Annotated in this window: 18 protein-coding genes; 12 read left to right on the top strand and 6 right to left on the bottom strand. The window is 63.0% G+C overall.

What is annotated here, in order from left to right; all coding sequences use genetic code 11:
- Positions 1–28 precede the first annotated feature (28 nt).
- Both ACSLUQ_RS00355 and ACSLUQ_RS00350 read right to left on the bottom strand, forming a co-directional pair.
- Positions 29–6,907 carry a hypothetical protein gene (locus ACSLUQ_RS00355; RefSeq protein WP_461807392.1) on the bottom strand — a complete coding sequence of 2,293 codons (6,879 nt, stop codon included), beginning with the start codon at positions 6,905–6,907 and terminating at the stop codon, positions 29–31.
- A gap of 740 nt (positions 6,908–7,647) precedes the next feature.
- Positions 7,648–8,334 (bottom strand): response regulator transcription factor, encoded by a 687-nt coding sequence (locus ACSLUQ_RS00350; RefSeq protein ID WP_461808453.1) that lies wholly within the window; start codon positions 8,332–8,334, stop codon positions 7,648–7,650.
- Positions 8,335–8,538: 204 nt separating this feature from the next.
- On the opposite strand from ACSLUQ_RS00350, the gene ACSLUQ_RS00345 reads away from it, so the two are divergent.
- From ACSLUQ_RS00345 to ACSLUQ_RS00320, 6 genes are all read left to right on the top strand, one after another.
- Positions 8,539–10,560, top strand: coding sequence for a sensor histidine kinase (locus tag ACSLUQ_RS00345; RefSeq protein ID WP_461807391.1), 2,022 nt, complete (start codon positions 8,539–8,541; stop codon positions 10,558–10,560).
- Between the two features lie 123 nt (positions 10,561–10,683).
- Entirely contained in the window at positions 10,684–11,412 is a 729-nt protein-coding gene (locus ACSLUQ_RS00340) for an SDR family oxidoreductase (RefSeq protein WP_417773411.1), read from the top strand.
- 513 nt (positions 11,413–11,925) lie between these two features.
- A complete protein-coding gene (locus ACSLUQ_RS00335; RefSeq protein WP_417773410.1) occupies positions 11,926–12,117 on the top strand; it encodes a PLDc N-terminal domain-containing protein in 192 nt (63 codons plus the stop codon).
- 278 nt (positions 12,118–12,395) lie between these two features.
- Positions 12,396–12,587, top strand: a complete 192-nt coding sequence (locus tag ACSLUQ_RS00330) for a NepR family anti-sigma factor (protein ID WP_417773409.1) — start codon at positions 12,396–12,398, stop codon at positions 12,585–12,587.
- Positions 12,587–13,165: a sigma-70 family RNA polymerase sigma factor gene (locus ACSLUQ_RS00325; RefSeq protein ID WP_417773408.1), complete on the top strand. Its 579-nt coding sequence runs from the start codon at positions 12,587–12,589 to the stop codon at positions 13,163–13,165. The genes ACSLUQ_RS00330 and ACSLUQ_RS00325 overlap by 1 nt, the downstream gene beginning before the upstream one ends.
- A gap of 46 nt (positions 13,166–13,211) precedes the next feature.
- Complete coding sequence (locus tag ACSLUQ_RS00320; RefSeq protein WP_461807390.1) at positions 13,212–14,765, top strand: sensor histidine kinase; 1,554 nt, start codon at positions 13,212–13,214, stop codon at positions 14,763–14,765.
- A gap of 98 nt (positions 14,766–14,863) precedes the next feature.
- On the opposite strand, the gene ACSLUQ_RS00315 is transcribed toward ACSLUQ_RS00320, so the two are convergent.
- The gene (locus tag ACSLUQ_RS00315) at positions 14,864–15,043 is read right to left on the bottom strand and encodes a DUF1328 domain-containing protein (protein WP_417773406.1); all 180 of its coding nucleotides are present in this window, start codon (positions 15,041–15,043) and stop codon (positions 14,864–14,866) included.
- Between the two features lie 520 nt (positions 15,044–15,563).
- On the opposite strand from ACSLUQ_RS00315, the gene ACSLUQ_RS00310 reads away from it, so the two are divergent.
- The 4 genes from ACSLUQ_RS00310 (at position 15,564) to ACSLUQ_RS00295 (ending at position 17,965) form a co-directional block, all read left to right on the top strand.
- The gene (locus ACSLUQ_RS00310; RefSeq protein WP_461807389.1) at positions 15,564–16,490 is read left to right on the top strand and encodes a PRC-barrel domain-containing protein; all 927 of its coding nucleotides are present in this window, start codon (positions 15,564–15,566) and stop codon (positions 16,488–16,490) included.
- A 144-nt stretch (positions 16,491–16,634) separates the two neighbouring features.
- Entirely contained in the window at positions 16,635–16,973 is a 339-nt protein-coding gene (locus ACSLUQ_RS00305) for an ElaB/YgaM/YqjD family protein (protein WP_417773404.1), read from the top strand.
- A 3-nt stretch (positions 16,974–16,976) separates the two neighbouring features.
- On the top strand, positions 16,977–17,408 hold the full coding sequence (locus ACSLUQ_RS00300; protein ID WP_417773403.1) for a hypothetical protein: 432 nt from the start codon (positions 16,977–16,979) through the stop codon (positions 17,406–17,408).
- 44 nt (positions 17,409–17,452) lie between these two features.
- The gene (locus tag ACSLUQ_RS00295) at positions 17,453–17,965 is read left to right on the top strand and encodes a Dps family protein (RefSeq protein ID WP_461807388.1); all 513 of its coding nucleotides are present in this window, start codon (positions 17,453–17,455) and stop codon (positions 17,963–17,965) included.
- Positions 17,966–18,096: 131 nt separating this feature from the next.
- Here ACSLUQ_RS00295 and ACSLUQ_RS00290 read toward each other — a convergent pair whose 3' ends face one another.
- Positions 18,097–18,654: a sigma-70 family RNA polymerase sigma factor gene (locus ACSLUQ_RS00290; RefSeq protein ID WP_417773401.1), complete on the bottom strand. Its 558-nt coding sequence runs from the start codon at positions 18,652–18,654 to the stop codon at positions 18,097–18,099.
- Entirely contained in the window at positions 18,651–18,836 is a 186-nt protein-coding gene (locus ACSLUQ_RS00285) for a NepR family anti-sigma factor (RefSeq protein ID WP_417773400.1), read from the bottom strand. Before ACSLUQ_RS00285 ends, ACSLUQ_RS00290 begins: the two co-directional genes overlap by 4 nt.
- A gap of 152 nt (positions 18,837–18,988) precedes the next feature.
- Between ACSLUQ_RS00285 and ACSLUQ_RS00280 the strand changes: the two genes are divergently transcribed.
- Positions 18,989–19,783 carry a response regulator gene (locus tag ACSLUQ_RS00280; RefSeq protein WP_417773399.1) on the top strand — a complete coding sequence of 265 codons (795 nt, stop codon included), beginning with the start codon at positions 18,989–18,991 and terminating at the stop codon, positions 19,781–19,783.
- Between the two features lie 217 nt (positions 19,784–20,000).
- Here the strand turns inward: ACSLUQ_RS00280 and ACSLUQ_RS00275 are convergent, their stop codons facing one another.
- Positions 20,001–20,198 (bottom strand): CsbD family protein, encoded by a 198-nt coding sequence (locus ACSLUQ_RS00275; protein WP_461808452.1) that lies wholly within the window; start codon positions 20,196–20,198, stop codon positions 20,001–20,003.
- Positions 20,199–20,443: 245 nt separating this feature from the next.
- Between ACSLUQ_RS00275 and ACSLUQ_RS00270 the strand changes: the two genes are divergently transcribed.
- A complete protein-coding gene (locus ACSLUQ_RS00270; RefSeq protein WP_461807387.1) occupies positions 20,444–22,009 on the top strand; it encodes a CHASE domain-containing protein in 1,566 nt (521 codons plus the stop codon).
- Positions 22,010–22,021: the final 12 nt, after the last annotated feature.

The following is a 22,021-nucleotide window of genomic DNA, read 5'->3' as shown; positions in this document are numbered from 1 at the left end:
TCCCGGAGGCCGGCCGAAAGCCTTCGGCTCAGAAACGCAGCTTCATGCGCGCGTAGCCGCCAAAGTCGGTGGTGTTCTCGCTGAAGCCCGCCTGCCCGAGCACGGACACCGAGAACCGCTCGCTCACATCCATGTCGAAGCCGGCCGCAAAGTCCGCCCGCATACGGTCCGGGCTCGTCGTCGAGGACAGGCTGCCGAAGGACGCGTCCGTGCCGGCCAGCACGGCCGAGTTCGAAACAGACGGATTGGTGAGCTGCGCCGTCAGACCGGCCCGCAGGAAGGCCACGGTCGGGCGGTCCTGAACGTTGAAGGCGCGACCGACCTCCAGGATCGGGGCCACCGCCACCGACGTCTTCGAGATACCGCCGACGTTCCAGTTCAAGGCACCCGAGCCGCGTTCGCTGTAGCTGTCCTGCCACAAGCGGGTCACCGACAGGGCGACCGCGGGCTTGGCGTAGAAACCATGCTGCTCGAACACAGAGGAGACACGCGCCTCCGCCGTGAGGAACCGGCCCTTGATGTCCGCGGTGGCGACATGGCTGGTCGCCCCCAGGGCATAGTAGCGGCTCTGGTCGAGATCGTAGACACCACCACCGACAGTGGTCGAGAAGGTCATCGGACCGACCTCCCGCTTCAGTGCGACACCGGCGCTGAACCGCGTGCCGCTCTGGCCGTAGGTGCTGCTCTTGACCTTGATGTACTCGAGCTGTCCGCCGACCTCGATGAAGGTATCGTCCAGGATCTCCTTCTGGAAGGCGCCCGCAATGCCGGTCGTGTCCTCGCGGAACGCACGGCTGTTCGATGTGGCGGCCTCGAAGTGGCGGTTGCCGATCGCCTGCATCCATACGCAGTCGCGCTGGCGAAAGAAGTCCTCGCCGAGGTTCGGATCAAGCGTCGGGCAGCTCTGCAGCAGGCGGTGCAGTGCCTGCGACGAGGCAACCGCAGCCGTGGCGTTCGACAGGCTTTGCCCGGCCGAATGGTCGAGATAGTGTTGCGCCAGTTCCTCGCCTGTACGGGCATTGAGGAACTTGTGGGAGATCGCCTTGAGAGCCGTCTTCAGTTCCAGCGACTGGGGACCGGTCTCGATCGCTTGAAGGGCCTTGCTGTAGAAGCTCGCGAACTCTTGTGCGTTCTTGCCAAGCTGTACGCCGCTGGTCTTGCCGGAATAGTCGACCGTATAATCGACCTCGACCCGCGTGTTGTTGTCCTTGTTCGCGACCGAATAGCTGACGGCGGCCGTATTTGCGACCGTCAGGCCGGTGATATCGATGGCTCCGCCACCGCCCACCGTCGCCAGAACGGACATAAAGCCGACGTGGCCATCAGGCATCACCGTCTCCTTGGCCCAGTTCGCCTCGATCGTACCGGCAAGTGATACCTGGCCGTCTTTACCGTGAACATCGACCACGATCTTGTCGTGGGTGATGTTGCCGGCGGCGTCGAAGAGCGCATCCACCTTGTAGATGCCCGTCCCATCCTGGGTGAACGATCCCGTCGTCACCCGCGAGGTTGCGATCTCGCCCACCTTGCCGGCACTCATGACCGCGCTGTTCTGGAACTCGGAGTTCGCATGGCCGCCAAGGTCAAAGCTGGTGCCCAGCTCTGCGACGCCGCCATCGATGTTGTAGAACCCCTGCGCATTGGCGCTGTCGAGGGCGACCGACCCCATGAAGCTTCCGCCATCGTTGACGATGGTGAGCGAGGCCGTCTTATCGTTGCGCACCACCACCGAACCGATGTCGGCGCTCCTCAGAGCGCCTTTGTTGTAGATATTGTTGGAGCGATAGATTGAGCCGTCGAGCAGGACAGTCCGTCCACCCTTGATGGCAATGGTCTCGTAGGCATCCGCCGAGGTCGTCTCGACCAGGGCTCCGGATTTGATGTTGATTTGGACGACGGCTTCCTGCGGGTTCTTGCCATCAGGATCGTGCTCGTAGCTGCTCGAGGCCTGGGCCAGGATCGCCCGGCTCTTCGCGCCTTCCGCCCGCACCGTGCCGTCGACGGTGATCCGGACGCCCTTGGAGTAGCTTTCGCCGCCGCCTGACGCACTCTGTGCAAAAATGCCGACCGCACCCTCGCCCTGGACGTCGACCACTCCCTTGTTGTCGACAGCGATGTCCACGAAACCGCCATTGCCGTCCAGGCCCTCGCTGCCGATATAACCCGGATTGTCCTCCGCAAATTCCAGGAGGAGCTCGCCCTGCGCGCCACCGCCGCCGCCAACCGAGTGGACGAAGATGCCGTGGGCATTCTTTCCGCTCGTGGTGATGGTCCCCGACATGGTGACCGTGACATCGCCGCCGTCGCCGCCATCACCGCCGCTTTCCGGCTTGAAAATGAGCGAACCGACGGTCTCCCAAAGATTGTCGAGTTCATGCTCAAGGGTCGTCTCGATGTCGCCGACCGCGCCACCACCGCCGCCGAGCGATTGGGCAAAGATGCCCATCGCGCCCTCACCTTCAGTGTAAATCGTCCCGGTGTTGGTGACATTTACTGTTCCGCCGTCACCGCCGCCGCCCGAGCTGCCGGCAACGGTAAGCGAGGTCAGAAGCCCCTGCGAACCATCGCCGCCGGAACCACCACCGCCGCCGACCGACTGAGCAAAGATGCCCGTTCCCGAACTGCCGAGTGTCGTGATGTTGCTTTCATTCGACACGATCACGTCGCCGCCGTTGCTGGCGTCCCCGGCACCACCGCCCACATTGACCGAGAAGCTCTCGATCAGGCTCTTCGGGAATCCCTTGACCTGCTCGTAGATCTCCTTGGCCGTATTGATTTGCTCGTAAACCTCATAGACATCGGCAAGCCACCCCTTGAGGTCAGGTTCGCCATTGCCGCCGATACCGCCCGACCCGCCAACCGACTGGGCGAAGATCGCATAGGAAGCGGTGCCGCTGGTCGTGATGTCAGCGCCCTTGCCATTGGTGACATTGACCGTGTCGCCATGACCACCACCACCGCCGAAGCCACCCATCGTGTAGGAAATGGTGACGCCCTTGGACTCCGCCTCCTCGCCTTCCTCGTTTTTGGGCGTGTGCGTGTAGCCGATGGAATAAGCGCCCGCATTGCCGCCGTCGCCGCCGCCGCCACCCACCGACTGCGCGAAGATTCCGTAGGACGTGTCCTGAGCAGTGGAAATCTTGCCGCTGTTGTCGATGGTAACGGTGCCGGCGTGACTGCCTGTGCCGCCATAGCCGCCAACTTGCGAGTTGAGCGCAATCTTGAGATATTTCTCCTTCTCGCGGCCGAAGTTGCCAAAGAAGCCGTAGCCGGCACCACCATCGCCGCCGTTTCCGCCAATGGACTGGGCAAAGATGCCGTGAGAATTGCCACCGGTCGTGGCCAACTGGCTCGTATTCGTCACCGAAACATCACCGGCGACGGCCGCGGAGCCGCCTGTGCCGCCGACCTGGACATTGGACTGGACCGTTCCACCGAAGTCGACACCGATCTCCGCGCCATAGCTCAGCCCGCCCGAGCCACCGTTGCCGCCCACCGATTGCGCGTAGATCGCATCCGCATAGTGACCGTGGGTCGTGACGCTGCCATGGTTCGTGACTGTGACATCCCCGCCCTGGCCGCTGTCGCCGCCGTCGCCTCCGACCGTCACGTTGACCGTGCCGCTGCCTTCGGTGGAGACGTTGAGCGTACCGGCATAGACCGCGCCGCCCATGCCGCCGTTGCCGCCCATCGACTGGACCACGATGCCGGATGCCGCATAGCCCGACGTCTCGATCGCACCAGAGTTGGTGGCCGTGGCACTGCCGCCCTTGCCACCCGCGCCGCCGCTGCCTCCAACGGCGACGGAGATGGCGCCGGAAATGGGTCCGCCCGTCCCCGACCCCTGCGCCAGCATTCCCGCACTGCCACCGGAACCGCCCGTCACATTGACCAGAATGCCGACGGCATAATTGCCCTTTGTGTTGATCTTGGCCGTGTTGGTGACATCGGCCGTGCCGGAAGTCCCGCCAATACCGCCGTCGCCGCCCACGCCAATCATGACATTGACGACGCTCACCGCGCCATTGGCCGTCAGTCCGCCGTTGCCGCCGCCACCGCCAAGCGACTGCAACAAGATGCCGAAGGCGCCATCGCCCTGGGTTTCGAGATCTGCGTTGTTGGTGACCTTGACATCGCCAGCCTCTCCGCCCTCGCCGCCGTCACCGCCATGAGTGTAGTCAAGCGACAGCCCGATGTTGCCATTGACGGTCATGCCCGCCTGGCCGCCACCACCGGCGATTGACTGCGCGACGATAGCCGCGGCCAGGTGGCCGGCGGTCGTGATACTGCCCTTGTTGACAACCTCGACATCGCCGCCTTGGCCACCGCCGCCGCCCGACTGACCGAGCGTCACCGCACCAAGCGAAACCGAAATATCGCCGTCGATGGTCATCCCGGACTTGCCGCCGCCGCCGCCCAGCGACTGGGCCAGAATGCCGAGCGACTGGTCGCCGGTGGTGGAAATGTCTCCATTGGAGGTAACAGTTACCTTCCCGCCACTGCCACCGATGCCGCCCTGGGCGCCCTGCGTTGTGCCATACTGGCCAATGTTTACACCGACATTGGCGTCGATCACGGTGCTCGACTGGCCGCCACCGCCGCCAACGGACTGGGCGAGGATGCCGTCGGAATCTCGCCCGAGCGTGGTGATCTTCGCGTTGTTGGTGAAGTCGACCGTGCCGCCGTTGCCCCCCGTTCCGCCGTCCGATCCCATGTCGTGGTTGAATTCAAGTGAAACGCCAGCCTCGATGCTGTTTCCGGACGCGCCGCCGCCGCCGCCGATCGACTGGATGAGCGAGCCGGCCGAATTGTCTCCAGCCGTTGAGATGGCCCCGCCGACCGACCCCGCTACGGTGCCGCCATTCTGGCCAATGCCGAATGAACTCGATCCACTTTGTGAATTGAACGTGAGACCGATATCAATCGAGACCGTATTGCCCCCGATGCCACCGCCACCGCCCAGCGACTGGGCGAAGAAGCCGCGCGCATGGTCGCCACCGGTCGTGATACTGTCGTGCGACGATCCGGTGAAGCTGATGTCGCCGCCAAAGCCGCCTGCCCCTCCGCTCGTACCAAGCAGCGGCTCGATGATGTCGATCGCTGCAAAGGAGCTTGCTCCCTTGCCGCCGCCACCGCCGATCGACTGCAGGATCACGCCGTCTGCGTGGTCCCCCTGGGTCACGAGGGAGAAGCCTTTGCTCGTGAAAGTTACCTTGTCTCCGTTGCCGCCGCCGCCACCATTCTGACCGAAGGCAAACGCACCGCTCGGCGAATAGGCGTCGCCGCCGCCGGCACCGATGCTCTCCACAAGGATGCCGACCGAATTCGCCCCCATGGTGTTGATGGTGGCGCCGTCCAGGTTGAGATTGACAGCCCCGCCATTGCCGCCAAGACCGGCCTGGCCACCGACGGCGTAGAAGCCGTCGGATGCCCCGGAGCTGCCGCCGCCACCGCCGATGGCGTGAATCTTGACCCCGGCCGAATTGAGGCCTGTCGTCTCGAGTATGCTGTCAGTCAGTGTGACGTTGACGGTGCCGCCGTCGCCACCGGCGCCGGCATCTGCGGCCAGGGCCGCTATAACCCCCGAGGTCTTGCCGGCCTTGCCGCCGCCACCGCCGATGGACTGGGCATAGAGGGCATTCGCGTGCGCCCCCTTGGTCGAAAGAGCCGACGAGATCAACGTCGCGGTCACCGTGTTGCCGTTTCCGCCCACACCTCCCGTCGCTCCATAGGCGATGAATCCCGAGGCATCCCCGCCGGCACCGCCCATGCCGCCAATGCTCTGCAGAAGGATCGCATCTGCTTCGCTATTGTCCGTCACAACGCTCGAAGACGTCAGGGTGAGGGTTACTGTGCCCGCATCTTTCGGCTTGCCCGGGTCTCCGGCGTGACTCCCGTTGCCGCTCTCGCCTGTAACGCCACTGGCGCTCTTAAGATAGATTCCGTAGTAGGCGTTGGCCCCGGTCGTGGTGACGTCGACCATCAGGTCGGCGGTGATGTTTCCGCCTGCCCCCGCAGCGCCGCCATCGCCGGCATAGTTGCCATTGCCGCCGGTACCACCATCGCCGCCCAGGCTGGCGATCTCGATCCCGACAAACCCCGTGGTGGTGATTTTGCTGAGCGTTTCTTTCGCGGAAACGGTGATGTCGCCGCCATCACCGCCCATGAAACCTGAACCGCCGTAGGACGTGTTCGCCCCACTGACATCACCATAGCCTCCTCCCCCGCCGTACCCACCTTGGGAGAGGACCTGAATGCCGAAACTCGCGCCGTTGTAGTCCAGATAGTGTCCGTCAAGCAGGGAGAGCGTGACGCTGCCGCCGGCGCCGCCCGCGCCTCCAATGCCGCCCTTGGCATCATCCAGTCCGCCGTCCGACTCCGCCCAGCCGCCCAGGCCACCGTTGCCACCAAAAGTGGTGAGCTGGATGCCGCGCGAGTCTGATCGCTTGCCCGTCGCCTTGATCGCGCCGACCTTCTTGGTGGCTGGCTTCCCGTCGTATTTGGCCTCGAAAACCAGATCGCCGCCCGCACCGCCGTCGCCACCCCAGCCGCCTTGGGCATGCTTGTCGAAGTGCACATCTTCGTGCCCGGCGCTGCCATGCCAACCTTGGGTAACGAGCTCGACAGCGCTCGCTCCGGTGATGTCGAAACCATAATCGAGGGTGACCGTGGCGGAGAGCGATTGCCCCGCGTCGCCGTCCACGCCTTTCTGACCGTCCTGATTGTGGGTCGACCAATCGCCGGGAACCGGCGTCGCTCCACCCTTGTCGCGGATATAGACGGCCGGACCAAAGCCGTCACCGCCACGAGTTGCATCGATGGTCTCGGGAACCTGCCGCAGGTTGACCGTAGTCACCCTGTCTTGCGAGTAATCGTCATAGACAATCGGCATGGGGTCGGCGCCCATGCAGGTCGCCACTCCATCGATTACGTTGCAATATGCCATTGCCGGCGTCAGCGACGTCCCCGACAGCAGCAACGCCGCGAATGGCAGCCCCACGACATACCTGAGCCCCGTGGGGACGACACGTCGCGAAAACGCATAGACGGAAGGAAATTCACGCTGCATCGGGCAAACCTCTGCTCAATAAGCTGGACCCGCGCCGCCGCGGACGGGACAACGCAAGTAAGGAAGCAGACGCCGATTGGACGCAGATTGGTGCGGCATCGCATGCCCGGAGCCCCCGCACCGGAACAATGACGCCACAAGTCACTTCACTCGCCCCAACCAGCCCATCGCCCGAACAAGAGCGATTCGCCCGCATTTCATTGGTGAGACTAAGTTAAACCCCAAAATAATAAAATATAGTATAATGGAAAATCCAAACTACATTCCGAAAGATATCTTTCATTTCAAGTAAATACTTATAATTTTGAAAAATAAATAAGTATTGATAAATAAATAAAAGAAAATACTAGAAATTAATGTTATTCAAATCGACAACCTATGAAATTCCGAAAAAACAAGATGATCCGCAAAAGGAGAAGCAAGACAACGAAGGGGAAGGAACCAACATCGGCGCCGAAACTATCCTAAAAGGCGCAAAAAAATCCGAATGCGCGCGATGCCGCAGAGTCAGATCATGGCCGGTTCTCTCCATCGACCTGACAGCGCTGCCGCACCCGCCGGCATTGCATGTGCCGGCATCACCTCAAATGGAAGGGAGCCGACAGGCTGAAGCCGGTGTTGTGCGCGGTAATCACGGGGAGACTGGCCTTGGTGCCGGAAAGCACCTTGGAGCGCAGCCGGCTCAGGAGCACGTCGAGACGGCTTCTCGAAGTCTCGTTGTCCGGCTCCCCAAGGGCTGCGAAGATTTCCTGACGGCCGACGACGTCACTCTCCGAACGCACCATGTGCTCGACGAACAAGGCCTCGCGGCGGCTCAGCCGAACGGCCTCGCCATTCGGCGCCGTCAGCATCATGGATTGCGTCTGGAACACCCAGCCCTGCTCGCCTTGCGCGCCCCCGCCTTCGTCACCGGCGCGGCGGCGTCCGGCGAGATGCTGGATCGCCGCGGAAAGCTCTTCCGGCTCGACGGGCTTGGCCATATAGATGTCGGCGCCGCTCTGATAGGCACGCACGCGATCTTCAACCGCATCCCTTACGGTGGTAATGATCACCGCCGTCCGGGTTTGTCCGGACAGATACTCGGTGATGGAAAACCCGCTGTGATGAGGAAGGTTGACGTCCACGACGGCAACATCGAACACTTGCTGGCCGATAAGCTGGTAAAGTTCGACCGCATCCCCGGCTTCGGTCACCCGATGACCGAGCACGGTCAGACAGTCAGCAAGACTTTTCCTGAGGGCGACGTTGTCCTCGACCAATATCACGTCTGCCAAAATCGTATCTCATTCCCGGGAGAGACCAGCCCGCGTGCGCGAACCGGATGGAACAGCCCGCCTTCCGCCCGCCTGCGATCCTGCCCCGGACCGTCCGACGGAGATCTGCCAGCCACCTCGTCTTATAAGCGGCCGCTCATACATCAGGCAACTCTTGTCCTTGCCTGGATTTTAATCTCGATATCCGCCTGCCTTTTGCCGTCGGCGACGCATGCGGACGCCGCGCGGACGCTGCGGATCGAGCAGGGACTGTTCGAGAAATCGATCGAGGGGCACATGTCGCTGCTGCGTGACACGGCGCATGATCTCTCGTTCGCGGATGTCGCCTTCGGCCCGGCGCGCGACAGCTTCACGGCCCTCCCCGACAAGCTGGCGCTCGGCTACACGAAAGACCCCATCTGGATCAGGCTCACGCTCGAACGCGACGGTGTCTGGCCAGAGGCGCTCTTCATGATCCTGAGCCCGACATATCTGGACAGAGTCGACATCTACCTCGCGCAATCGGGTGCCCCCCGCTCGCCGGACGACTTCCGTCACGAGATGGCCGGCGATCATGTCGCCGACGGCGACAAGGGCATCCCCCTGCCGTATATCGCCACGAAACTGCAGTTTCCCGCGACGGACCGGTTCGACGTCTACCTGCGGATCAAGACGACCAGCACGATGTCCCTGAGGGGCGCCCTTGTGTCCCCGGAAGCGCTGGCGAGCCTTTCGATGTGGCGTGCCGTCAAACTGGCGTCCCTGTGCGCCGTCATGTTTGCGTTCGCGCTGATCAACTTCTTCTACTGGATCTACCTGCGGAAGCCGCTCTTCCTGAGCTTCTTCTGCTTCCTTCTCGCGGACATGCTTTCCGGCCTGACCGACAGCGGCCTGCTGCCGCGCATGTTCGCCATCGGCGATCAGTATGCCATCGACATCCTGACGGGCTGGGCCGTGATCCTCGTGGTCCTGACGTCCCTGTATTTCACCCGCTACCAGCTCGAAACCCGCCGGAACTTTCCGCTTGGCGACAAGCTTCTGAAATTACTCGCGCCGGTCATCGCCGCCACCCTGGTCGCGAGCCTCGCCGGCTTCTACCAGACCGTCATCGGGCCGGTGATCCTCGTCGCCATCCTGCTTGCGGGCTTCCTGTTCTTCGGCAACGTGCTGCTGCTTCTGCGCCGCAGGAGAATGGACATCGTCCTGGCGACAGCAGCGTCGTTCGTCTACTTCTGCGGCATCACGCTGGCCGCCGGAAGGCTGTTCGGCATCCTCGGCCTGAACATGTTCACCGAGCACAGCTACCAGTCGCTTTCGATCATCTTCGTCATCCTGATGTCGCTCTCGCTGGTCCAGCGCGCACGCGTGGCCGACATCAGGCGGCGCGAGGGGGCGTCGCTGCGCATCGCGCGCAAGGCCGAATACGCCGCACGGTCCCTGGTGAAGATCCGGACCGCGGAGCTGGAAGCCGCCAAGCAGGAGGCGGAGGCAGCCCTTGCCAGCGAACGCGCCGCCCAGGCCGAGCAGATCCGTTTCGTCGATGTGATCACCCATCAGTACCAGACCCCTCTGGCGGTGATCCGCTCCAGCGTCTCCGCGATCTTCCACACGCTCCCGCCCGGAGACGATGCGAACCGCGGCCGGATCGGGCGCATCCAGTCCGCCATCCGCGCATTGGTGGAGGTGCTTGACGTTTCGCTTCACCGCAGCCGGGTCGCGGGGATCACCGTGAAGCCGGAGTGCAGGCTCCTGCCTGTCGGCTCGACACTCGAGACCATTGTGGAAAGGTCGCGCGATCTCATTTCCGACCAGCGGATCCATCTCGACACCTCGGGCCTGCCGCCCGCCACGCACGCCTGGTTCGACGCGAACATGCTGGGTATCGCTCTGACCAACCTGCTCGACAACGCCGCCAAGTTCTCCCCGGCGGACAAGGCTGTCCATGTGCGCGCAAGCATCGACGACGCGCACCTGACGGTCACGGTCACCGACCAGGGCATCGGCATTCCGGCAAACGAGCTCCAGCATCTCGCCAAGCGCTACTTCCGGGCCTCGAACACCGGAGAGATCCACGGCAGCGGACTTGGCCTGCACATCGTCGACGCGGTCGCGCGCGCCCATGGCGGCAGGTTTCGGGTGCGCAACGGCGCGACCTGCGGCGTCGTCGCCACCCTCGTCCTTCCTCTCGACGGTCGCATGCAGGAGCGGGTCGCCGAAGACGCGCGCGCCATCGCCTAGCTCCGCGCCATCAGCGGGTCAGACGCCGCCGCGATCGCGGCGGATCGGGAGATTTGCGCTGACAGCCGCCGCACACAGGCGTTATGACGTAAGACAATCGGTCAACGGGGAGGACAATCGACGATGGGACGTCTCAGCGGAAAAACATGCCTTATCACCGCAGCCGGACAGGGCATCGGCCGGGCAACGGCCGAAGCGTTTCTTGCGGAAGGCGCACAGGTGTGGGCAACGGATGTGAACGGCGATGCCCTTGCCAGTCTTGACGGCGCGCATGCCCGCAAGCTCGACGTCACCGATCCGTCGGCGATTTCCGCGCTTTTGGAGGAAACCGGCCCCGTCGACGTCCTGTTCAACTGCGCCGGGGTGGTGCACGCCGGCGCACTTCTCGCCTGCCCGGAGGAGGATTGGGACTTCGCCTTCGAGCTCAACGCGAAGGCGATGTTTCGCATGATCCGCGCCTATCTGCCCGGAATGCTGGAGAAGGGCCGCGGCTCGATCATCAACATGTCGTCCGTCGCCTCGTCCGTGAAGGGCGTGCCCAACCGCTTCGCCTATTGCGCCTCGAAGGCCGCTGTCGTCGGGCTGACCAAATCCGTGGCCGCCGACTATGTGACCGCAGGCGTTCGCTGCAATGCCATCTGCCCGGGTACGGTCGAGAGCCCATCCCTGCACGAGCGCCTGCGCGCCACCGGCGATTACGAGAAGGCAATGGCCGACTTCATCGCCCGCCAGCCGATGGGCCGGATCGGCCGCCCGCAGGAAATCGCGGCACTTGCGGTCTATCTCGCATCGGAGGAATCCGCCTTCACCACCGGCCAGTGCCACGTCATCGACGGCGGATGGGCCGTCTGAGGCCGGCAACGCATCCTTGAACGATAAAAGCCGCGTCCCGGTCGCGCGCCTTCAAGCGGGTCACCGCCGGGGGCGACGCCGGCATGCGACCAGGTGCCCGACCGCGCTTGCACGCGCCCCCGCCTTCGGGGGCGCCCTTTGACCGGCCACATCGGCAAGGCCGGCCACGCGCCCGGGATGCGGACAGGAAAAGCAGCCGCCGCGCCATGGCTCCGGCAGCGCGGTTGCGACGGTCTCGCCCCCTCCCCCTTGCCGATCCCTGCCTGCCTGGCGCGCGGAAAAGCCTGCGACGGAATTTCCCGGGGAACCAAATTGCCCCCACGCGAGTTCTCACCACGAAGGCCGGCTGGCCAGACGTTCTGACGAACGCATCGCCAGCCCTGCGGCGAGACCGTCGCCTCCACAACGGCCCGAAGGCACCGCGTTTGCGCCAGCTCGCGGGCGTCAACGTCCGTCGGAACCACGGCAAAGAGCGTTCCTGCCGCGAACACCGAGACAGAAAGGAGTGACCCCATGGGTATCGAAGTTGGAGGTCTGCTGGGCCTCGTCATCCTCATTCTCGATGTCTATGCCATCGTGAAGATCGTCGGCTCCGGCGCATCCGCAGGCAGCAAGGTTCTGTGGATCGTCCTTATCCTGCTCCTGCCGGTTCTGGGCTTCCTGCTCTGGATCTTCGCGGGACCGTCGCGATCGTCCTACGCGTGACGCGGCAGCGCAGGCCCCGAGAGGGGCCTCGCGCCGATCCAAAAAAAAAATCGAAAGCCGAGGGAACCGAACCCGGGCGGGTGCGTTTCAGCTTCGTGAAACAGTTTCGCGATCGGTACGTCCGCCATGTCCAGCGCTTCCCTCTCTCGCATCTGCCGATGCCGGGAGTTCGAACGGGCCCGGAACGCACGGCTGATTGCAAGACCGGACCGGACATCGGCCCCGGCCCTTAGCGCCTGAAGTAAACTGGCGCCTGCAATAAAAAGGACGAGTTACAAATGGCGGATCTTACCGATACCGATCTGCGGAGGGAAAGTCGCGAGAGTGTCGAGGAAGACATCCATTTGCGCATCGGGACACAGCTCAAGGCCTATTACGATCAGGTCCTGACGCAGCCCGTGCCGGATCGCTTCGACGATCTGCTGCGACGCCTTGATGAACAGAGCAACTCCGGACAGGAGACGCGGTAATGGCGGCGATGACTGTCGAGATCAAGGAGGAAATCGTCTCCTGCATTCCAAGCCTGCGTGCCTTCGCGGCCTCGCTGGTCGGGGTCGGCGACCGGGCCGACGACCTGGTGCAGGAGACGCTGATGAAGGCCTGGGCGAACATGAATCGCTTCAAGGCCGGCACCAACATGAAGGCCTGGCTGTTCATCATCCTTCGCAACACCTTCTATTCCGACTACCGCAAGAAGAAGCGCGAAGTACAGGACGTCGACGGTCAATACTCGGCGACGCTCGCCGAGCACCCCGGGCAGCACGGTCATCTCGATTTCGAGGATTTCCGCAACGCGCTCGACGCGCTTCCCGAAGACCAGCGCGAGGCGTTGATCCTCATTTGCGCCTCCGGCTTCTCCTATGAAGAAGCCGCCGAAATCTGCGGCTGCGCCGTGGGCACGATGAAGAGCCGCGTCAACAGGGCTAGAAACAGGCTCTCGGAAACTCTAAGTATTGATTCTGCTGAGGAGTTCGGGCCCGACAGGTCCGTTCAGGCAGTTATTTCAGTGTCCTCGGTACCAGCGGTCAAGATTCGTGCCATGGAATAAGCTTCCCCCGACAAGCACCAGACTGGATCGCCGGCTCTTCGGCTATATGGCGGCGGCACTCGTGCCGCTCGCCGCATTGGCGTTTCTGTTCTCCTATTCGGATCATTTGCGCCGAGCCGAGGAAGGGCATTCGAACTTCGTCGACTACGCGCGCCTGATAGGCCAGTCGAGCGCCAAGGTCATGGCGCGCGCGGAAGGCTATGCCTCAGCCCTGTCGGCGCGCGACGCCACCGCCCTCACCGATTGCGGAGCCTTGTTCGAGTCCATGCGCGGCGAATTGCGCGAGGCGGTTCGCCTGGACGTAAGCGTCGCCGACAGGACAATCTGCACCGTTGCGCTGCGCAGCGGCCGCGTGACGGTCATCCGCCCCGGCGAAGCCGATGTGCCCGAAGACCGCGTGCTGCCCGTCTTCCGAGAGAACAAGGAAACCGGTGTCGGCATCCGCATCGGCCTGCGCCCGCAAACGCTGCTGATCGCGCCGATCGAGGCCACGGGGGCAAACAACAATGTCGGCTTCGCCCTTGTCGACGACAAGGGCCTGGTCGTCGCCTCCCACATGGCCGACGCCGCCGAAAACAAGTCCTTCCTGAACCTCGTCTCTTCCCTCGACCTCAATAAGGAAACACAGACATCCTTCGCCCGCAGCGAGGGCAACTGGTACGTGGGTGTCGCGACGCTGACCGGAACCCGCTATCGCATCGTGACAGCATCGCGTCCCTCGGAAACACAGCTCGAGCCGTGGCTCAGCATTGCCAAGGCTCTGCTTCTGCCGCTGATGCTTCTCGCCGTCGTCTTCGTGGTCCTGCGCTATGGCATCCAGCGCTTCCTGCTGCGCTATCTGCGCCATATCTACGCAACCTTCCGCCGCTATGGGTCCGGTGAGACCGGCGCGCGCGTCGGCATGCTCGCCACCGCTCCACCTGAGATCAACATCCTCGGGATGACCTTCGACATGATGGCGGACCGGATCGAGCACCGGACCAAGGATCTGGAGACCTCGCTTTCCGAGCAAAGGCGCCTGACCCGCGAACTCCATCATCGCATCAAGAACACCCTGCAGATGATCACCAGTCTTCTGGTCATGCAGCGCCGCGATGCGAAGGAATCGAGCGAGAAGGCCGTTCTTCGGGTAGCGCTGGAAAGGGTCCTGTCGATATCCGCCGCGTATCGGATTTCCTATGCCTCGAACGAAGGCACGGATGTCTCCATCGAGGCGCTGGTGCGGGAGGTGGTGGAGTCCCTGCGTGAGCCGGCGAGGGTGTCTCAGGGAAAGGTGCGCATCCATGTCGCGGAAATGGCGCATCTGGCAATCGATCTGGACCGCGCCATCCCGCTCGCCTTCATTCTTGCCGAGCTTCTGCCGCCCCGGTTCGATTGCCTGCAGCCGGGCGAGACGATCAAGGTCGAGGTTCGCGGCGGCGACAAGATCCTCATCCTGATTTCCGGAGCGAGCCAGATCGAGGACGTGCTGGACGAATTCGAGGACGAGACGCCGCTGCGGTCGCGGTTGGTGCGCGCCTATCTCAGCCAGTTGTCGGCAACCTGCACGATCGACGGCGAGACCACGCGTCTCGAGATGCCGAAAGCCAGCCTGTACTAGACGCAGCCCGCGGCGCTCAAAAAAACACCGCGGAGAAGATTTCTCCGCGGTGTCAGGGCAGGCAGTCAGGGAGGGGAAGCTGCTTGTCGTGCGGTCGGTCAGACCGCCGGCGGACGACGCCCGCTGATGAGGCCATAAATCAGCGACACAACGAAGAGCGCCAGGGCAACGAAGAAGATCAGCTTGGCGATGCCGATCGCTGTGCCGGCGATGCCGCCAAATCCCAGGAACGCGGCGATTAGCGCGATGATCAGAAAGGTCAGGGCCCAACCAAACATGTTCTTTCTCCTTTGAGCAGCATCTCGCAGCCAACACAGGCGCAAGATGATCTTGTTCGTGGCGAAGCGCTTTGGTCCGAGGGGAAAGACCAAGGCCTCCGATTTCACCAACGCGGCTTGCGCTGTCAAAACAAGAACGCGGAATATCGATTTTGGTTCGCCCGAAAGACAAATTTTCGAAATATTTCTTCCAAAGAACGACGAAATGCACCGCATACGCGTCTTTATAGTGACCTGACTTCTGTTATCGAGGCACGCCTGCACCGGGCGGACCAGCGCCGGGCGGAACACGGTGAGGAACCGCGGCAGGGCCCTTTGTCAAAAAAGAACGCCTGCCGTGCGCGCGGTTTTAAAGAACCCCGGAAATCCATCTCCATCAAAATAAAGAACGAAAAAAGAGGAACCTTTCCGCTCCTCGCTGGTTGATCTGTTGTCACGAGGTCGCAACGGGCCGGCGCCATGCAAAACGCCCAGCAAGTTGCGACCTATACAGAAATTCGACAGATTTGGAGATCACACCATGATCCGCACGCTTCTGACCACCACTGCACTTGCGGCTGTCCTGACGACGGGTGCGCTCGCTGCCAGCGACATGAAGAAGACGGAGATGGACAGCGCGACCGGCGCAGGCAGCGCCGTGTTCTCGACCTCTCCGGACACCGCTCCCATGCAGAGCAAGAACGGTTACTTCGCCGCTTCGACCGACCAGATTCTCGCCAGCTCGCTGATCGGCTCCTCCCTCTACAACGGCGCCGGCGAGGACGCGAGCAACATCGGCGAGGTGAATGACGTCGTCCTCTCCAGGACGGGCAACGCAGAGGCCATCGTGGTCGGCGTTGGCGGTTTCCTGGGCATCGGCGCCAAGGATGTGGCCGTCGACTTCGAGCGCGTCAGCTGGGTCGAGCGCGATGGCGAACGCTGGCTCACGATCAGCGCCACGCAGAAGGAGCTCGAGAACGCACCGGCCTTCGACCGGTCGATGATCGAGCCGAGCGAGAGTGCCATGGCGACCGACACCACGCCCATGGCCGGGACAAGCAGCGGCACGATGACCGGCGACAAGTCGGCCGCCGCCACCGATCCGGCGATGACAACGGGCAGCGACATGGCGGCCACCGACACGCAGCCGGCTCCGGTCAAGGTTTCGGCGGCATCGGCGGAGCAGCTGATCGGCACGGCCGTCTACGGCGCGCAGGAAGAGAACCTCGGCGAAGTTCGCGACGTGATCGTCTCGGGCGAGGGTCAGGTCGAGGCGTTCATCATCGACGTCGGCGGCTTCCTCGGCATCGGTGCGAAGCCGGTTTCCATGGCCCTGGACACGCTCGACATCAAGGAGGATGCCAACGGCGACCTGCGCATCCACACGAGCTACACGCAGGAGCAGCTCGAGGCGCTTCCCGAGTATTCGGGCAACGCCGGCGAGGCCAAGCCCGCCGCTGCCCAGTAACAGCTCGCAGCAGTGACGAGAACGCCGGCACCCGTGCCGGCGTTTTCTCGTGCCCGCACGATGTTCGCGAAAAAGGGCGCGTCCACGGAACGATTTCGCCGCTGCCGCGTTCCTTCAATATCAATCAACATGGAGGTGACTTACATGGCCACCAGCACATCCGCCGCTCGCAATACCGCCTCGCGCGGGGAAGACGACGTCGCCAACATCGAGCAGAACATCGAACGCCTGCGTGGCGACATTTCCGCGCTCGCCCAGTCGATCTCGCGCTACGGCGCGGACAAGACCGGGGAATACAAGGACCGCGCGAACAAGGCGGGCAACGATCTGGCGCAGGCCTCCAAGGACACGCTCGACAGCCTGACCGCCGAGCTCAATGATCTGGAGCGGGCCGTCTCGACGCGGGTGCGCGACAAGCCATTGCAGGCACTTGGCATCGCCGCCGGCATCGGCTTCCTGGTCGCCTTTCTGGCCAGGCGCTGATTCATGCTGCGTCTCGCGCCGCTCCTGGCCTCGATCCTGGCGACGGACTTCGGCGCGACGCTGCGCCGGCTCCGGCGTTCGGCAGTCGTCTATGCGCTTGCCGGACTGCTGCTGATATCGGCCTATGCGGCCGCGCTCGTCGCGCTCGGCGTCCATCTCGCCGGCCTTTTCGGACCGGTTGACGCCGCCCTGATCATCGCCCTCGCCCAGATCGCCCTTGCGGCGCTGCTCGTTGCCGGTCTGGCCATCGCCAACGCGCTTGAGCGCAAGCGCCGCCGCGAACGCAACAGCAACTCCTCCGGCCCGGCGCTGCTGGCGACACTCGCCGTCTCCGTGCTTCCGCAACTGATGCGCTCCAAGGGCGCACTCGGCCTCGCTGCCGTTGGAGGCCTCGCGTTCCTGGCGATGACGCGGGATCGCACGCCCGACAAATGACATCCGCCGGCATCACTGCCACAGCAGACAATGAAGGAACCGACATGACCAAGATCGCAGCAGTCCTGAAGCCCGAGTCCCACGACGAGAAGCTCGATATCGGTCTCGACGACGCCTATCTTTCCGATATGGCCGGCTCCCTGTCCGGGATCCTCGCCGCCACCTACCGGCTGACCATCAAGAGCCAGATCTACCACTGGAATGTGGTCGGCCCGCTGTTCAAGCCGCTGCACGAACTGACCGAAGAGCACTACACAGCGCTCTTCGGCGCGGCGGACGTGATCGCCGAGCGCATCCGCGCACTCGGCCACCTCGCCCCGGCGAAGTTCGGCGAGGTCGCCTCCTTCGCGCCCAAGGCCGCCGAGGTCGACCACACGACAGCCGCGGACATGATCGCCGACCTGATCGCCGACCACCGCGCGGCCGTGAAGTCGATGCGCAAGGCAGCCGAGAAGGCCGGCGAAGTCGGCGATGTGGTGACGGAAGACATGCTCACCGCGCGACTGACCTTCCACGAGAAGGCCCTTTGGATGCTTCGCGCGATCGCAACGAGCTGACCTGATCGATCACGGCCCCTTTTAGGTCAAACGCAAGTCTCAGGCCGCCACGCCTTCAACCGGCGTGGCGGCTTGCTTGCGTTCACACATCTCCGGCAGCGACGGCAAGCCTGGCCACGAAGCTCGCAGGTTCAGACAAAGGACCCGGCGAGCGGGCCGGAGCGATCGGGAGCCGCCCCTTCGTTGTCCGCAAGGGAGAGGAGCTCGCGAAGCCTCGTGCGTGCGCGGTTGACGCGGCTCTTGAGCGTTCCGACAGCGCAGTCGCAGATCCCCGCCGCCTCCTCGTAGGAAAACCCGGAGGCACCGACCAGGATGATCGCCTCCCGCTGATCGCTTGGAAGAGCTTCCAGCGCATGACGGAAGTCCTTGAGCGCCAGGGAGGCGTCCTGGGCCGGGCCAACGGCCATGCGCTCGGTAAGAATTCCATCTGCATCGGAGACCTCACGGCCCGATTTTCGCAGGTCGCTGTAAAAGCCGTTGCGCAGGATGCGGAACAGCCAGGCCTTCATGTTGCTTCCCGGAATGAAGGTGTGCTGCTTGGACCATGCCCTGAGAATGGCGTTCTGCACGAGATCGTCGGCACGATCGCCGCGCCCGCACAGCGATATCGCGAAGGCGCGCAAGGCCGGTAACTGGGCCAGCATGGCCCGCTTGAAGGCGGGATCGGAAGCAGGCGGCTGTTCGCTCATGCCTTGTCGGCGCCGGAGGATTTCCTCTCCGCCTCGTCCAGTCGTTCAAGCAGGTCGAGAAAACGGTCCGGAATACCTTCGTCCTGAACCGAGTCGTAGTACTCACGCAGCTTCTGCGTGATCTGCTCGTGATCGGGGCCGCGAGGCTGTTCCCGCTTTGGCGAATTTCGCGTGTCCGGCATGTCAGCTCCGTTGCTCGCAGATGCGCCGAGTGCGTCGACCCGGTATTATTATAGCGCCGATTTCCAAAAATCATCCAAACGGATGGAACTTTCCGTTCTCTTGGACGTTTGCCTGTTGTTGAATGCCGAAAAAGGCAAACAGGGAGCCCCTCATGTCACTATCTACCCGTGTTGCGTCTCACCTCCCGTATCTGCGTCGATACGCAAGGGCGGTCACCGGGTCGCAAAAGTCGGGCGATGCCTATGTAGCGGCAGCTCTGGAAGCGCTCATCGCGGACGTCTCGAGTTTCCCGCAGTCCGGTAGCGACCGTGTCTCCCTCTACAAGCTTTTCGCCTCGATTTACGGCTCGACGCAGATCGAGCCAAGCGAGCATGATTCTCCCTTTGCCTGGGAAAAGCGCGCCAACGCCAATCTTTCGATCCTCCCCTCCCCGGCCCGCCAGGCGTTCCTTCTGACATCCGTCGAAGGCTTCACCGAGGCGGAGGCGGCACAAGTTCTTGGCGTCTCGGCAGGTGAGATCGAAGGCCTGCTCGCGGATGCCGCGCAAGGCATCTCCAGCCAGATCGCGACCGAGATCCTGATCATCGAGGACGAGCCGCTGATCGCCATGGACATCGAGCACATCGTCCAGGAACTTGGCCACAAGGTCACCGGCATTGCCCGGACCCACAAGGAAGCGGTCGAGCTCTTCGCAAAGACGAAGCCGAAGATGGTGCTCGCCGACATCCAGCTCGCCGACGGCAGCTCCGGCATCGATGCCGTCAACGACATCCTCAAGTCGCACGACATGCCGGTGATCTTCATCACCGCCTTCCCCGAGCGCCTGCTGACGGGCGAGCGCCCCGAACCCACCTTCCTGATCACCAAGCCGTTCAATCCGGACATGGTGAAGGCGCTGATCAGTCAGGCTCTGTTCTTCGACCAGAGCGTCGGCGCTGCCGCCTGACGATCTCTCCCCACAGGATCACACCACAACAAAGGCCGGGCCGATCTGCAATCGGTCCGGCCTTTGTCGTGGTCGGCGGCCGGTCCGCGCGCCGAGCGGGCTTTTGAACGGCCCAGGAAAACACCGCCAGCCTCAAAAAAAAAGCGATCCGCACCGCCGGGAGGGAGCCGGCGCGGATCGCTTTTGGATGGCCTCGCTTGCAGGCCCGGAACGTCAATCAGTGGCGCGCGAGCCAGTCATCGATCTCGCGCTCGGCCTCTTCCTGCGCCTTGCCGTAGCGTTCCTGAATCTTTCCTGCAAGATTCTTGCGATTTCCGGCGATCACATCGAGATCATCACCGGTCAGACGCCCCCAGTGAGACTGCGCCTTACCCTTGAATTGTTCCCAGCTACCTTCGATCTGATTCCAGTTCATGGAAAACTCCTTTTCTTCAAGGAGCATCAACACATGCTCCTGAGGGGATAACGTACGAACGCAGGAGTGGTTCCAACTCGATCCCCACTGCGGGTGAAAGCACGTTGGAATTTGCCAACCAGCGAAAATCATTGGCGAAAACAAGCAATGGATGTAAAAGAAAATCTCGATTACATGGAAGTAGCAGCGTGATCCGAATTCTACCTTCGGCTGTATTTGCCGTGATCACACTGATCGGTGTCTGCATGACAGCGGTTGTGTATGACGCGGAGGAATCCTCCGACCGCATCCGTTTCGAGAGCATTGCGGACGAGACGGTGGACCGGGTCGTGGCCCGCGTGAACCAGCACATCGCGCTGCTGATATCGGCCCACGCATTCTTCACCGCGCAATCCGGCGACGTCTCGCGCCCGGCGTTCGAGCGCTATGTGACCAGCCTCGACCTCAAGGGCGAATTCGTGGGCATTCGCGGGATCGGCTATGCCCGGGTCGTGCCGAAGGGAGCCGAGCAGCCGGCGCAGGACGATCTCAGCCGCAATTACGGCATCGAACGCGAGATCTGGCCGCAGACCTCGCAGCGTCTGCGCACGCCAATCGTTCTTCTGGAGCCGATCGACCAGCGCAATCTTGCAGCCCTTGGCTATGATATGTTCAGCGACGCGAGCCGCCGCGATGCCATGCTGAAGGCGATAGAGGCCGGAGAGCCGCGCGCAAGCGCGCCCGTGGAACTCGTGCAGGAGATCACGGAGAACAAGCAGACCGGCTTCCTCGTCTATATCCCCTTCAGCGCACGAACATCGCAAGGCGCGGAAGATGCCGGACGCCTCCCCGATAGCGTCGTCGACGGGTTCGTCTATGCGCCCTTCAGGGCCGGAGACCTGCATCTGGCCGCACTCGAGCGTGTGCCCCCGCTCCCCGTCACCGTCGACACGGCGGACACGACGGGCGCATCGCCCGTGGATCTGTTTCACTCACGGGATTTCAGCCCTGACCAGAGCTTCGACGAACTCACCGCGACGCGCATCGCCACGGTCGCCGGACGGCAATGGACCTTCACGATCCATGCGACGCCCGCGTTTCGCGGCAATGCCGGGCATTTCTACACGATCCTGATCGGCACGATCTCGCTGCTTCTGGCAATTGCCCTGGCGATGTCGACCAGGTTCCAGATCAAGTCTGTCGAGACAGCCCACGCGCTGCGCAAGGTTTCTGAAAAGACGATCCAGGAGAAGGACCTGATGCTTCAGGAAATGAAGCATCGCATCAAGAACTCCATCGCGCGCGTGCTGGCCATCTCCCGCCAGACGGCCGCGAACTCCAAAGATATCGACGAATTCGCCCAGTCGTTCTCCGCCCGGCTTCACTCCATGGCCAACGCCCAGGACATGCTGACGCGCTCGCACTGGCAGCGGGCCGACCTGCACGAATTGCTCAGCACCGAACTCGAGCAGGTCTTCGGCGGGAACTATGGCAAGGAAAAGATCGACGGGCCCCAGGTCCTTCTCGACGAACGCACCACCCAGGCCCTGGGCCTGACCTTCCATGAGCTGGCCACCAATGCGCTGAAGTACGGCGGCGTTTCGACGAATGACGGCGACCTCGCCGTGCATTGGCAGATCATCGGCAAGGGCAGCGAGCGCAAGCTTCACCTCGACTGGATCGAGACCACTGTCGCGCAGATCGAGGAGCCGCAGCAGAAGGGGTTTGGCTCGCGGCTTATCGACGCCAACATCAAGGGTGAGCTTGGCGGCACGCTGGAGAGGACCTTCCGGCCCGATGGCATGTCGTTCCAGATGACCATCCCGATCTAGGCAGCCCGCACA

It is taken from the genome of Stappia sp. ICDLI1TA098, assembly GCF_054880955.1.
This window is presented reverse-complemented; position numbering and strand designations above follow the sequence as displayed.

Bases quoted from the DNA above. Each gene is read 5' to 3' on its own strand.
- ACSLUQ_RS00355 (WP_461807392.1), bottom strand. From the start codon at position 6,907: ATGGGCGCCGACCCCATGCCGATTGTCTATGACGATTACTCGCAAGAC.
- ACSLUQ_RS00340 (WP_417773411.1), top strand. From the start codon at position 10,684: ATGGGACGTCTCAGCGGAAAAACATGCCTTATCACCGCAGCCGGACAG.
- ACSLUQ_RS00335 (WP_417773410.1), top strand. From the start codon at position 11,926: ATGGGTATCGAAGTTGGAGGTCTGCTGGGCCTCGTCATCCTCATTCTC.
- ACSLUQ_RS00330 (WP_417773409.1), top strand. From the start codon at position 12,396: ATGGCGGATCTTACCGATACCGATCTGCGGAGGGAAAGTCGCGAGAGT.
- ACSLUQ_RS00325 (WP_417773408.1), top strand. From the start codon at position 12,587: ATGGCGGCGATGACTGTCGAGATCAAGGAGGAAATCGTCTCCTGCATT.
- ACSLUQ_RS00320 (WP_461807390.1), top strand. From the start codon at position 13,212: ATGGCGGCGGCACTCGTGCCGCTCGCCGCATTGGCGTTTCTGTTCTCC.
- ACSLUQ_RS00315 (WP_417773406.1), bottom strand. From the start codon at position 15,043: ATGTTTGGTTGGGCCCTGACCTTTCTGATCATCGCGCTAATCGCCGCG.
- ACSLUQ_RS00310 (WP_461807389.1), top strand. From the start codon at position 15,564: ATGATCCGCACGCTTCTGACCACCACTGCACTTGCGGCTGTCCTGACG.
- ACSLUQ_RS00305 (WP_417773404.1), top strand. From the start codon at position 16,635: ATGGCCACCAGCACATCCGCCGCTCGCAATACCGCCTCGCGCGGGGAA.
- ACSLUQ_RS00300 (WP_417773403.1), top strand. From the start codon at position 16,977: ATGCTGCGTCTCGCGCCGCTCCTGGCCTCGATCCTGGCGACGGACTTC.
- ACSLUQ_RS00295 (WP_461807388.1), top strand. From the start codon at position 17,453: ATGACCAAGATCGCAGCAGTCCTGAAGCCCGAGTCCCACGACGAGAAG.
- ACSLUQ_RS00290 (WP_417773401.1), bottom strand. From the start codon at position 18,654: ATGAGCGAACAGCCGCCTGCTTCCGATCCCGCCTTCAAGCGGGCCATG.
- ACSLUQ_RS00285 (WP_417773400.1), bottom strand. From the start codon at position 18,836: ATGCCGGACACGCGAAATTCGCCAAAGCGGGAACAGCCTCGCGGCCCC.
- ACSLUQ_RS00280 (WP_417773399.1), top strand. From the start codon at position 18,989: ATGTCACTATCTACCCGTGTTGCGTCTCACCTCCCGTATCTGCGTCGA.
- ACSLUQ_RS00275 (WP_461808452.1), bottom strand. From the start codon at position 20,198: ATGAACTGGAATCAGATCGAAGGTAGCTGGGAACAATTCAAGGGTAAG.
- ACSLUQ_RS00270 (WP_461807387.1), top strand. From the start codon at position 20,444: ATGACAGCGGTTGTGTATGACGCGGAGGAATCCTCCGACCGCATCCGT.